The sequence below is a fragment of the Actinacidiphila bryophytorum genome, assembly GCF_016916835.1.
Taxonomy (GTDB): Bacteria; Actinomycetota; Actinomycetes; order Streptomycetales; family Streptomycetaceae; genus Actinacidiphila; species Actinacidiphila bryophytorum.
On the sequence record NZ_JAFFIX010000006.1, the window covers coordinates 59,190 to 71,858 of the forward strand.

The window sequence follows — 12,669 nt, forward strand, 5'->3', positions numbered from 1 at the left end:
TGCGGGTGGGGTCCCCCGCGGCGGCACCACGGGCTTCTTCCGTCCCCATGGAAACAGCCACTCCGGAGCAAATCACCCTTTCCGGGCATAATTGTGGCCTTTCCCACGCCGCCCCCTCCCGGGGCGCCCCGCACGCCACCCTCCGTGCCCGCCGGACTCCGCCGCGTGGATGCGGCCGGGCGCCCTGCGGCGGCAGGTGCGGGCCGTGCGGCTGATCAGGGGAGAGCGGGGACGGTGGGGCGGGAGGCGACTTCCCAAGCAGTGGCCTGAGTCACTACGATCGGCCACCACGGTCAAGTCGTCGCAACCCCTGGGGGTTCCATTGGCCTCGCCCCGCCCTTACGTGGCCGCCGCCGCAGCTTCCGTGCTGGCCGCGCTGTACTTCGTACCGTCCGCGAGCGCCAGCCCCCAGCACGCGCCCGCGACGTCCGCGCACGCCGCACCGGCCTCGGCGCAGCACCTCGACCTGGCCGACACCGGCAGCATCGACACCAAGCCGTACGTCATCGGCGGCTCCGCCTTCCTGGTGGCCGGCGCCGCCCTGGTCGTCGACGCGACCCGGCGCGCACGCCGGGCCGCGCTCTGACCTGCGACGTCACACGGCAGGCGCTCTACGCCAGCGGTCCCGTGACGGTCTCCGCCGCCCGGACCAGGCCACCTGACCGTACGAAGGCGTGGGCCGCCTCCAGGTCGGGGGCCAGGAAGCGGTCCCTGCCAGGACCCGGCACCCCCGCCTCCCGTACAGCCGCGAGCACCGCCGCCGTCGCGGGCGCGGGCCGGCCGCCCGCCGTCGCCCTGATCTCCAGCGCCCGGGTCGCCGCGAACATCTCCACCGCGATCACCCGCGCCAGCGCGTCCACCGCGGTACGCAGCTTGCGCGCCGCCGACCAGCCCATCGACACGTGGTCCTCCTGCATCGCAGAGGACGGGATCGAGTCGACCGAGGCCGGCACCGCCAGCCGCTTCATCTCGCTGACCAGCGCGGCCTGCGTGTACTGGGCGATCATCAGCCCGGAGTCCACCCCCGGGTCGTCGGCCAGGAAGGGCGGCAGGCCGTGCGACCTGTTCTTGTCCAGCAGCCGGTCCGTGCGCCGCTCGGCGATCGAGCCGAGGTCGGCGGCGGCGATCGCGAGGAAGTCCAGGACGTAGCCGACGGGGGCGCCGTGGAAGTTGCCGTTCGACTCCACGCGCCCTCCCCCAGAGCCTCCGGCCTGGGAGGTGCCCCCATCCAGGACGACGGGGTTGTCGACGGCCGCCGCCAGCTCGCGGTCCGCGACCAGCCGGGCGTGCGCCAGGGTGTCCCGGCCCGCACCCGCCACCTGCGGGGCGCACCGGATCGAGTACGCGTCCTGCACGCGGGGCGCGTCGTCCTGGTGGTGCCCGGTCAGCCCCGACCCCGCCAGCACCTTCGCCATGTTCGCCGCGGCAGCCGCCTGCCCCGGGTGCGGGCGGATGGCGTGCAGCTCCGGCGCCAGCACCCGCTCGGTGCCCAGCAGCGCCTCCAGGGACAGGGCGGCCGTGATGTCCGCCGCGGTGAACAGGCCCGCGAGGTCCGCACACGCCATCACCAGCATGCCGAGCATGCCGTCGGTGCCGTTGATGAGGGCAAGGCCCTCCTTCTCCCGCAGCTCGACCGGCTCGATGCCGTGCGCCGCCAGCAGCTCGGCCGCCGGGCGCACCTGGCCGTCCCGGCCTTCCGCCTCGCCCTCGCCCATCAGCACCTGGGCGCAGTGCGCCAGCGGCGCGAGGTCGCCGGAGCAGCCGAGGCTGCCGTACTCGTGGACCACGGGCGTGATGCCCGCGTTCAGCAGCGCGGCCATCGTCTCCGCGACGAGCGGGCGCACGCCGGTGCGGCCCGACGCGAGCGTCTTGAGCCGCAGGAACATCAGCGCGCGGACCACCTCGCGCTCCACGCGCGGGCCCATGCCGGCGGCGTGCGAGCGCACGAGCGAGCGCTGGAGCTGCGCTCGCAGTTCGGGGGAGATGTGGCGCACTGCCAGTGCGCCGAAGCCGGTGGAGACGCCGTACACCGGTTCCGGCTTCGCCGCGAGGGCGTCCACGGTGGCCCGTGCCGCCGCCATGCCCTCGCGGGCGGCCTCGCCCAGTTCGACCGCGGCGCCGCCGCGGGCCACGGCGAGGACGTCCTCGGGGGTGGCCCCGTGGGGGCCGATCACCACGTTGTGCATATCCATATTCACGCACCCTAGGCACTGAATCCCTACCTGTCACCATCCTCCCGTCCACCCCTGCGCCCCCCGCGGGGGGAAAGGCGACCGCCCGCCGCAAGGGGCAGGACCTCAGGGGCGCGGGGAACTGCGCGACAAGCCACGACGGCGCCGCAGGCAAGATGCTCACCGCAGGTGGCAATCACCCAGGAGGCGCTGGGGGTACCCCCAGGCGAAGCTCTGGGGGCGGAACCGCGCGCCCAGTCACCCACGCACCGGAAGGTGCGAGCCCGCAGCAAGTGGCAACCACCTGCGCACCCCCCGCCGGGGGAGAGCGGGGCGCCCACCGCGGGAGTCAGGACGGGGGTACGTACCCCCGGAGGCGGCGGCGCTCCGCGGGGGCCGCGGGGGGAGGGGAGTCGGCCAGGTGGACCACCGGATCCTCCGGGCCTTCGCGGCCCGCGACAATCGGCCTGGTGGAGCGCAAGGCCTTGGCCCGGTACTGTGCCGCGTCGGCAAGACGGAAGAGCCGTCGTGCCGACCGCACCGGCCCGATCGGATCCGCCGTCGAAGCCACGCCGCAGGCGACCCCTTCCCCGACGTCCAGCTTGGCGGCCCGCAGGCACAGTTCGCCGGCGGCCCGTACGACCTCGTCCGCGGGGCTTCCCACGGCGACGATGCAGAACTCGTCGCCGCCCAGCCGTGCCGCCAGGCTCCCCGGGAGCATCGCGCCGCACAGCGACAGGAGCGAGCCGAAACGTTCGAGCAGGCGGTCGCCGACCTCGTGGCCGAGGCGGTCGTTGACGCGTTTGAGGCCGTTGAGGTCGCAGACCATGAGGCTGACGGCCGTACCGTCGGCCCGGTGCCGCTCCAGCGCCTCGTCGAGGCGCTGGTCGACGGCGCGGCGGTTGCCGAGGCCGGTGAGCGGGTCGGTGAAGGCGAGCCGCTGCACTTCGGCCAGCCGCTCGGTCTGGGCGATGCCGGAGGCGATGACCGCGGCGAGGACCGTCGCGAAGTCGGCGTCGGGGCGGGCGAAGGGGGGTTCGCCGTGGCCGCGGGCCACGTACACCTCGCCCCAGGCGCGGCCGTGCAGGACCAGCGGGGCGACGACGCAGCTGCCGCGGCCGCGGCGGCGCAGGGCCGCGGCCCTGCCCCAGCTGCTGCCGCCGGGCGAGGCGCCCGTGCCCTCCGAGGTCTCGACCCAGGCGTGCGGTTCGCCGCCGCGGGCCCAGCTGCCGTGCAGGAACTCGGCGATCTCCGGGAAGTCGTGCACCGAGTACGACTCGTCGGCCGGTTCCGGTTCCTCGCCGGGGGCGAGGTCACCGTCGTTGACCAGCACGCGCAGGCGGCCGGTCTCGCGCTCCCAGGCGGAGACGGCGGCGAAGGAGCCGCCCATCGCCACGCGCGCGCGGCGCGCGCCCGCGCGTGCCGCGTCCTGCGGGGTCTGCGCGGTCGCCAGCGCCTGGGCCAGCTCGACGACAGCCCTGAGCCGAAGGTCGGCCGTACCGTCCACCATCTCCCCAGGCTAGAGAGCTTTGCCCCTTTTCGTCCCCCAGCTACGCCGAACGGCTCCCGCCCAGGGGTGTCCCACTGCCCTCCCCGCGGATGCGCGCGGGTCGCCACCGACCGAAAGGTCCTGCTCCTGTCGAAGCCGGACCACCGGCCGGCGGTGGGCTGGGCGCACAGTTCCCCGCGCCCCTATATGGCGCCCTCCCAGGCAAGGGCACACCCCCCGCCGGGTGAGGCGTTGCCGCTGCGGACGGCGTGCCTTTCAGGGGCGCGGGGAACTGCGCGACCAGCCCATCACCCGCGTGCGGGTCGTCACCGGCACAAAGGGGCTCTTCCTGTCGGAGACGGACCACCCGCCGGCGGCCGGCTGAGCGCGCAGTTCCCCGCGCCCCTAAAAAGCGCTCGCCCTCCGTCACAGAGGGGACCCCCCAGGGGCGCGGGGAACTGCGCGGCCAGCCCACCACAAGCGTCGTGTGGCGACGGACCGCCACCACCCCAGGGGCGCGGGGAACTGCGCGACCAGCCCACCACCCACGCGCGGGTCGTCACCGGCGCAAAGGGGCTGTTCGGGTCGGAGGCGGGCCACCGGCCGGTGAGGGCGGGGCCGCCGGGCTAGGCGGAGGGCCAGCGAGGGGGGCGTTTGGACGCGAAGGCCGAGACGCCCTCGGCTCGGTCGGGGGAGAAGGCCACCGTCCGCCAGGCCGCGTCCTCGATGTCGAGGCCGGACCGGAGGTCGAGTCCGTGGCCCAGCCGCAGCGCGCGTTTGGCCGCGCGCAGTCCCACGGGGGAATTGGCCGCGATGCGCTCGGCCAGAGCGAGTGCCGCGTCGCGGGCGCCGGATCCCGCGGGGGCGAGCTCGTCGACCAGGCCAAGTGCGGCGGCTTCCGCCGCCGCCACGCGGCGGGCGGTGAAGATCAGCTCGGCGGCACGTGCGGCGCCGACGCGGCGCGGCAGGAGTTGCGTGCCGCCGCCGCCGGGGATGACGCCGACGGAGACCTCGGGCAGGCCGACGACCGCGGTGTCGTCGGCGACGATGACGTCGCAGGCGAGGGCCAGCTCGAAGCCGCCGCCGAGGGCGTAACCGTGCACGGCGGCGACCGTGGGCATGGGCAGTTCGAGTACGCCGGTGTAGCAGGCGCGGGCCAGCGGGCGCTGGCGCGCAAGCTCGGCGTCGGTCAGGGAGTTGCGCTCCTTGAGGTCGGCGCCGACGCAGAAGGCCTTGCTGTTGGAGGAGCTGAGCACGGTGACGCTCACCGCGGGGTCCGCCGCGAGGTCGGCGCAGGCCGCCGCGACGGCCCCGGCCATCGCCGTCGAGACGGCGTTCATCGCCTCGGGCCGGTCGAGCACCAGCTCGGCGACGCGCTCGCCGTGCCTTTCGACCCGTACCAGACCGCCGTACCGCACCTCACCCATCGGACCGCCTCCCGGTTAACGACCGTGAACCGGCTCATCCTCCCATGCGCCCGGCGAGCGCTTCCACGCCGAGCAGGTCGTCGGGCTGCGCGTCGGGCATGTCGGTGTCGAAGCGGGCGAGCCGCCTGATCCGCAGGGCGCCGGCGACGACGAGCGCCATGCCCACCGAGCACAGCAGGAACATGAAGGCGATCCCGCGCCCGGGCCCGGTGCCGACGACCGCGCCGGCGCTGGAGGCGAGCGCACCGTGCTCGGTGAGCAGGCGGTCGAACAGCTCGGAGCCGAAGGGTGCGACCAGGCCCATGCCGATGGGCAGCGTGGACCAGGCCACGAGGGTGTTCAGCGCGAAGACCCGGCCGTGGTAGCGGTAGGGCACCTTGAGCTGCACGATCGTGGTGTAGAGGGAGTTCATGACGGTCAGGAAGTAGGTGAGGGCGAAGGCGCCGGCGCCGATGAGCCACAGGTCGGGGCGCAGGCTGACCAGGACGCCGCCTGCGCCCATGCAGAGCGTGGCGGCCAGGACGCCCTGGAAGCGGCGGCTGCGCGGCCCTCCCCACAGCGCCATGGTCGTACCGCCGAGCATCACGCCGAGGCCGCTGACGACGGAGACCCGCCCGACGTCGCCGAGGGTCGCGAAGGACAGCACGAGCGGTGAGACGAGCAGCAGCAGCGGGGACAGGAAGACGTTGAGCACGGCGAAGTAGGTGAGGATCGAGCGCAGCCCGCGGTCCCGCCAGGTGTAGCTGAAGCCCTTGGCGATCTCGGTCGTCAGGGGTTCCCTGGGCCGCCAGGGCAGCGTGTCGGGGAAGCGGACGAGCAGGACGACGCCGATGGCGAAGGCGTAGCTGATGACGTCGATGACGACGATGCCGCCCAGGCCCATGACGCCGAGCAGGCCTGCCGCGACGAGCGGTACGACGAGCTGGGCGACGCCGTTGGTCATCTGCGTGACGCCGATGGCGTGGCCCAGGTACTGCTTGGGGACGAGCTGCGGCACCGCGGACCCGTAGGCGAGCCGCTGGAAGGTCGTACTGACCGACAGGGCGGTGACCAGCAGGTAGATCTGCCACAGGTGGACGCCGCCGGTGAGGACCAAGACGGCGAGCACCGCTTCGATCGCGCCGGAGGCGCAGTCGGCGGCGAGCATGACGGCCCTGCGGCTTCCGCGGTCCACGACGGCGCCGGCGAGCGGGGAGATCAGCAGGCCGGCGAGGTTGAGCACCGCGAGCAGCGAGAACTGCGCGAGCGACTTGTGGTCGACCAGGACGGTCAGCGGCAGCGCCCAGCCGGTCAGTGCGGAGCCGATGAGCGAGATCTGCTGGCCGCTGGCGATGGTCAGGAAGCGGCCCATGCTGGGCCGCACGCCCGCGTCCTTCGCCTGGACCGCCGCCTCGGTCCCGGCGGTGGCGACGTCCTCGACCCACCACGTGTCGGCGGGGGTCCGGGGCGGCGGGTCGGCGAGCCGGGTGTGCGTCCTGACCACGTCGGCCAGTTCGGCGGCGCGGTAGCGCAGGAAGAAGTGGCCGCCTTCGTCCAGGACGACGAGCGCGGAGGTGCCGGTGAAGGCGCGCCACTCCTTGAAGCGCTCCTCGTACAGCTGGGTGGCGGGGTCGCGTTCGCCGACCACGGAGATGATGGGCGCGTCGAGCTTGCGCAGCGCGGGGGTGTCGAAGAGCTTGGTGAAGTACTCCTCCGCGGCCTTGGAGTCGTGCCGCATGGTCCTGATGATGCGGTCGGCGACGGCGGGGTCGAGTTCGTCGAGGTCGACCCCGCGGGCCTTGAGGGAGTCCAGGTCGCTCCGGCTGCTGCGCAGCCTGTCGAAGAAGTCGGGGCGGGTCAGGCCGCGCCACATGCCGCCGGGTTTGGCGAAGGGGAAGATGGCCCCGATGTAGCAGGCCTCGACGGCCCGGCCTGCGGCCTCGACGCGGCGGGTCAGTTCCACGGCGAGGGCGGCGCCGACGCCGCAGTGGCCGTAGACCACCAGCGGCCCTTCGATCCGCAGGATCTCCTCGGTGGTGCGCGCCGCCAGCTCGTCGAAGTCCATGGGGTCTTCGTCGAGCCCGATGTCGTTGCCGGGGATGGACAGCGCGTAGAGGGCTTCGTTGAGCGGCAGTTGATCGGCGAGCGGCTGGTAGACGACGGCGCTGCCGGAGCCGTAGGGCACGCAGACGTAGGAGACGGCGGCGGTGGCACGGCGCTGCGGGGTGAGCAGTTGGAGCAGGGCGCGCGGGCCTTCGGGGGCGGACTGGGCGGCGAACGCGGCGAGTTCCGCGACGGTGCGCAGCGAGAACATGTCGACCAGGCCGACGGGCCGGCCGCCCGCGGGGAGTGCGGCCCGCAGTTTCGCCACCGCCTGGATGGCCAGCAGCGAGTGGCCGCCGAGGTCGAAGAAGTCGTCGTCCAGGCCGACCTGTTCGACCTCCAGGATCTCCGCCCACACCGCGGCGACGGTCTGCTCGGTCTCGCTGACCGGTGCGCGGTACGCGGCCGCGGTGGCCTCGGGTTCGGGCAGCGCCTTGCGGTCGAGTTTGCCGTTGGGGGTGAGCGGGAGGGCGTCGAGGGCGACGATGTGCGCGGGCACCATGTAGTCGGGGAGGGTGCCGCGGACCGCGTCGCGGACCTGGGCGGTGTCCTGCGGGCCGCCGACGACGTAGCCGATCAGCCGCTGGTCGGCGCTGACCACGACGGCCGCCTCACGGGCGCCCGCCTTGTCGCGCAACGCCGCCTCGATCTCGCCGAGTTCGATGCGCAGGCCGCGCAGCTTGACCTGGTTGTCGAGGCGGCCGAGGAATTCGACGGTGCCGTCGGGGAGCCGGCGTGCCGCGTCGCCCGTGCGGTAGAGGCCGTCGACGAAGCGCTCCGCCGTCAGCTCGGGCCGCCGGTGGTAGCCGAGCGCCACGGCGACCCCGCCGAGGTGCAACTCCCCCGGTACGCCGACGGGTGCGGGCTCGCGGTGCTCGTCCAGGATGTGCATGGTGGCGTTCTGGATGGGGCGGCCGACGGGGACGCGGGCGCGCCCGGCGAGCCCGGCCGGGGTGCACTGCCAGGACGAGACGTCGATGGCGGCTTCGGTCGGGCCGTAGAGGTTGTGCAACTCGGCGCCGGGCAGCGTCCGCAGGCAGCGCCGGGCCAGGTCGACGGGCAGTTCCTCGCCGCTGCAGATGATGCGGCGCAGCGATGCGCAGCCGGCGTCCCCGGTCTCCTCGGGCAGGAACAGCGCGAGCATGGAGGGCACGAAGTGGGCGGTGGTGATGCGTTCCTGGGCGACAAGTGCCCGCAGGTAGCCGGGGTCGCGGTGGCCGCCGGGTTCCGCGAGCACCAGCCGCGCGCCGGCCAGCAGCGGCCAGAAGAACTCCCACACCGACACGTCGAAGCTCGCGGGCGTCTTCTGCAGCACCGCGTCGTCGGCGGTCAGCCCGTACCGCTTCTGCATCCAGTCAAGGCGGTTGACGATGCCCCGGTGCGCGTTGGGCACCCCCTTGGGGCGTCCTGTGGAGCCCGAGGTGTAGATCATGTACGCGGCTGCCGCCGGGTCGCCCGCGACCTGCGGGTCCGTCTCGGGCCGGCCCTGCCAGACCTGCGGGTCGTCGAGGACGAGGACCGTGGCGTCGCTGCCCGCGAGTGCCGCCGCGGTGCCCGCGGTGTCGCCCAGCGCGCCCTGCGCGGCGCCCTCGACCAGCCGGCGCTGGGTCAGTACGACCGGGGCGGCGGCGTCGGACAGCATGAACGCCAGCCGCTCAGCGGGGTATTCGGGGTCGAGCGGTACGTAGGCGGCGCCGGTCTTGAGGGTGCCGAGCAGTGCGACGGGCAGGTCGAGGGAGCGTTCCGCGCACACCGCGACGAGCGAGCCGGGGCCGACGCCCTCGGCGATCAGCCGGTGCGCCACCTGGTTGGCGCGGGCGTCGAGCCGGGCGTAGGTCAGGGAGCCGCCGCCGAAGGTGACGGCTGTGGCGTCGGGGGTGCGGCGCACCTGGTCGGCGACCAGGCCGTGCAGGGTGCGGTCGGCGGGGAAGTCGGCGGCGGTGTCGTTCCAGCCGGCCAGCTGCGCCCTTTCCGCGTCGTCCAGCATCGGCAGCCGGCTGACCGGGGTGCCGGGGGCGGCCACCGCGGCCCGCAGCAGCGTCTCCAGGCGGGCGGCGGTGCGGGTCATGGTGTCGACGGTGAAGAGCGAGGTCTTGTACGTGAAGGTGCAGCCCAGTCCGCCGTCGGGGGTCGGCACGACGTACAGCTCCAGGTCGTGCCGGCTGGAGCCGGGGGTCAGCGGGAAGTCGGCGGCCTCGATCTCCGCGCCGCCGTCGGCGCCGGTCGCGACGGGGAAGTCGTGCATGGAGAACAGCGCGTCGATCAGCGGCTGCCTGCTGGGGTCGCGGGGGACGTTCAGCTCCTCCACGAGCCGCGCGAAGGACAGCTCCTGGTGGTCCAGCGCGTCGATCACCACGTCCCTGGTGCGGGTCAGCAGCTCGGCGAAGGGCGGGTCGTCCGTCAACTCGGCCCGCAGCACGAGGGTGTTGACGAACATGCCGACGACGTCCTCGAACTCGGGCCTGGTCCGCCCGGCGACCGGGGTGCCGACGCCGAAGTGCCGCTGCCCGGTGCTGCGGGACAGCAGCGTCTCGAAGGCGGCCAGCAGCACCATGAAGCGGGTCGCGCCCTGGCGTGCGCCCAGCTCCGTCAGCCGGGCGGTGAGCGCCGGGTCGAGCAGCCGTACGACGGAGGCGCCCTCGAAGCGCTGCCGGGCCGGGCGCGGCAGGTCGGTGGTCAGGTCCAGCCGCGGCAGGTCGGCGAGTTGGCGGGTCCAGTAGGCGGTCTCGCGCTCCAGGGGGCGTTCGCGCTGCCAGGCCGCGATGTCGCGGAAGCGGACCGCGGGCGGTGGCGGTGCCTCGACGCGGTAGAGGGCGACCAGGTCGCGCACCAACAGCTGGGCGGACTGCCCGTCGGCGGCGAGGTGGTGGACCAGCAGCGCCAGGACGTGCTCCGCGGGGCCGCGTTCGACCAGCAGTGCCCGCAGCAGGGGGCCGTTCGCCGGGTCCAGCGGGGTGCCGCACTCGGCGTCGATGGCCGCGACGGTCTCCTCGTCGCTGCCGGCGACCGCCCGGGCCAGCGGCACCGGGGCCTCCGCGACGACGTGGACGGCGGGGTGGCCCGCGTCGTCCGCGGGGAAGCGGTGCCGCAGGCTGCCGTGCCGGCGCGGGAGTTCGGCGAGTGCGGCTTCCAGCCGTGCCAGGTCCAGCGGGCCGCGCAGCCGTACCGCGAGCGCGACGGTGTACGTGGCGGTGCCCGGCATGTACTGCTCCATGAACCACAGGGGTTCCTGGGCGGGCGCCAGCATCGGCCGCTCCCCCGCGGGCCGCACCGGTACCGCCGGCGGCGCCTCGCGGCGCCCGCTGAGCCGGCGTCTGAGCAGTTCCCGCTTCGCCGCTGACAGTTCGACGGCCGACATCAGGCGAGCCCTTCCATGGAGGTCTTCAGTGCGTGCAGGAACAGCGAGGCGTCCCGCCCGTTGATAAGCCGGTGGTCGTAGGCGAGCCCGATGTTGGCGGGCGAACCGTCGGCGGGCGAGGTGACCGCGAGGGCGCAGACGGTGCCGGGGAAGACGAAGGGGACGGCCAGCACCACGTCGCCCTCCGTGTGCAGTGTGATGACGAAGTTGGCGCCGCCGAGGTCGCTCTCGCGGAAGGTGCCGCCGGACGCGGCGACGCGGAAGGCCATCAGCCGGGTGGCGATCTCGGCGATGGTCAGCTCCGCGGGGTTGCGGACGCAGGGCACGTACAGCCCCTCGCCGAGGTCGACGGTCACCCCGATGTGCGGGGCGTCGGCGAAGACCGCGGTGGTGCCGTCGATGGCGGCGAAGAAGCGCGGGAAGTGCGCGTGCAGCGCGGCGACCTGCTGCACGAACAGTTCGGCGAGCCCGACCGGCCTGCGCACGGCCCGGGTCAGTGCCGCGCCGTGCGCCCGCGCGGGGCCGAGGTCCATGCGCACCACGGTGTAGGCGGCGGGGATGGTGCGGTGCGAGATCTCCACGGCCCGGGCCACGCCCTGCTGGACCCGGCTCAACGGAACGCCTGCGGGGGCCTGTCGAGCGGCGGGCGCCTCCGCGGCCGGGGCGGGCCGCAGCGCCTCGACGTCCGCGCGGCGGACGACCGCCAGGCCGAGCGCGGCCAACTCCGCGGGGGTGACACCGAGTTCGTCGGCCAGGTCCTGTGCGGGGCGGGTGATCAGCGGGGCGCCCGCGGGCTGCGCTGCCGCGGTGGGGTGCGGTGGTGCGGTGGGGTGCGGTGGTGCGGTGGGGTGCGGTGGTGCGGGCTCCGCCACGTCCTCCCGCCGGTGGTCCGCATCCGCCGGGGTGCCGCCGTCGCGCACGTCGGCGATGCGCTCACCGGGGCGGCAGCGGGCGCCGGCCGCGACGCGGTGGCGCAGCGTCCCGGCGGCGCAGGCCTCCAGTTCCTCGGTCGCCTTGGACGTCTCCACCACCGCGACCGGGTCGCCCGCGGCGACCGGCTCGCCGTCCCCGACCAGCCAGTCGGTCAGCACGTAGTCGGTGTCGTTGTTGTTGAGCTTGGGCACCAGCAGCTCAGCCACGGAGCTTCTCCCGGATCGTGCGGTGGACGTCGGCGGCGCTGACCAGCACCTCGCGCTCCAGATGGGCGGCGGTGGGGACGACCGAGTCCGCCGAGTGGACGAGGGTGACGGGGCCGTCGAGCCGCGACCAGTGCCGCTGGTGGACGACATGCGCGACCTCCGCGCCCCACGTGCCGCCCGCGGTGCCCTCCTCGACCACGAACACCTGCCGCACGTCGGGCAGTTCGAGGTCGACGGGGTAGATCCGGGAGGGCACGAGCAGGGTGCAGACGATCTCCTCCTCGACCAGCAGCGAGCGCATCGCCTCCAGCACCCGGTGCGCGACCCCGCCACCCGCGACGACCACGCAGTCGGGGTCCGCCCCCGGCAGTGACACCTGTGCGGTGCCGCCGCCGTCCGCCGCCCGCAGCGCGAACGGCGGCTCGACCTCGTACATCGGCCGGGTGTAGAGCACCTTGTCCTCGAACAGGACGCAGGGCTCGGCGCGTTGCAGCATCTCCGCCAGCACCTCCGCGTGGTCGTGGAAGGGCGATGCCTCGTAGAGGGCGAGCCCGGGGACGCCCAGGAAGTGCTTCTGCAGGCTCTGGCTGTGGGTGGGGCCGTAGCCGCGCCCGCCGCCGACCGGGCAGCGCAGGACCATCCGCATCGGCACCCGCTCGCCGTACATCGACACGGACTTGGCCGCGAAGTTGACCAGCTGGTCGAAGGCGAGCGCGGCGAAGTCGCCGAACATCATCTCCACGATCGCGCCGTCGCCCGCAAGCGCGAGCCCGGCCGCGACCCCGGTGATGGCGTTCTCGCTGATCGGGGTGGACAGCACCCGGCCGGGGAAGCGGTCGGAGAGCCCGCGGGTGATCTTGAAGGCGCCGCCGTAGGGGTCCATGACGTCCTCGCCCAGCACGTACAGGTCCGGCTCGCGCTCCAGCAGGCCGTGCAGCGCCGCGTTGAGATTCTCCGCGACCCTCATGACGGCTCCCTCGTGGCGGGCTTCCTCACGACGGGC

At 74.1% G+C, this 12,669-nt stretch carries 7 protein-coding genes; 1 reads left to right on the forward strand and 6 read right to left on the reverse strand.

Annotation, left to right across the window (positions count from 1 at the left end; genetic code table 11):
- The first annotated feature begins 343 nt into the window (after positions 1 to 343).
- Positions 344 to 586 carry a hypothetical protein gene (locus JT723_RS11235; RefSeq protein ID WP_251512387.1) on the forward strand — a complete coding sequence of 81 codons (243 nt, stop codon included), beginning with the start codon at positions 344 to 346 and terminating at the stop codon, positions 584 to 586.
- A 25-nt stretch (positions 587 to 611) separates the two neighbouring features.
- Here JT723_RS11235 and hutH read toward each other — a convergent pair whose 3' ends face one another.
- From hutH to JT723_RS11265, 6 genes are all read right to left on the reverse strand, one after another.
- Complete coding sequence (gene hutH, locus JT723_RS11240) at positions 612 to 2,192, reverse strand: histidine ammonia-lyase (RefSeq protein WP_205044412.1); 1,581 nt, start codon at positions 2,190 to 2,192, stop codon at positions 612 to 614.
- 328 nt (positions 2,193 to 2,520) lie between these two features.
- A complete protein-coding gene (locus JT723_RS11245) occupies positions 2,521 to 3,681 on the reverse strand; it encodes a GGDEF domain-containing protein (protein WP_205044413.1) in 1,161 nt (386 codons plus the stop codon).
- Between the two features lie 605 nt (positions 3,682 to 4,286).
- Positions 4,287 to 5,087, reverse strand: a complete 801-nt coding sequence (locus JT723_RS11250; RefSeq protein WP_205044414.1) for an enoyl-CoA hydratase/isomerase family protein — start codon at positions 5,085 to 5,087, stop codon at positions 4,287 to 4,289.
- Between the two features lie 34 nt (positions 5,088 to 5,121).
- Positions 5,122 to 10,527, reverse strand: coding sequence for a non-ribosomal peptide synthetase/MFS transporter (locus JT723_RS11255; protein WP_205044415.1), 5,406 nt, complete (start codon positions 10,525 to 10,527; stop codon positions 5,122 to 5,124).
- A complete protein-coding gene (locus tag JT723_RS11260; protein ID WP_205044416.1) occupies positions 10,527 to 11,666 on the reverse strand; it encodes a 2-oxo acid dehydrogenase subunit E2 in 1,140 nt (379 codons plus the stop codon). The genes JT723_RS11255 and JT723_RS11260 overlap by 1 nt, the downstream gene beginning before the upstream one ends.
- On the reverse strand, positions 11,659 to 12,633 hold the full coding sequence (locus JT723_RS11265) for an alpha-ketoacid dehydrogenase subunit beta (protein WP_205044417.1): 975 nt from the start codon (positions 12,631 to 12,633) through the stop codon (positions 11,659 to 11,661). The genes JT723_RS11260 and JT723_RS11265 overlap by 8 nt, the downstream gene beginning before the upstream one ends.
- Between the last annotated feature and the right edge of the window lie 36 nt (positions 12,634 to 12,669).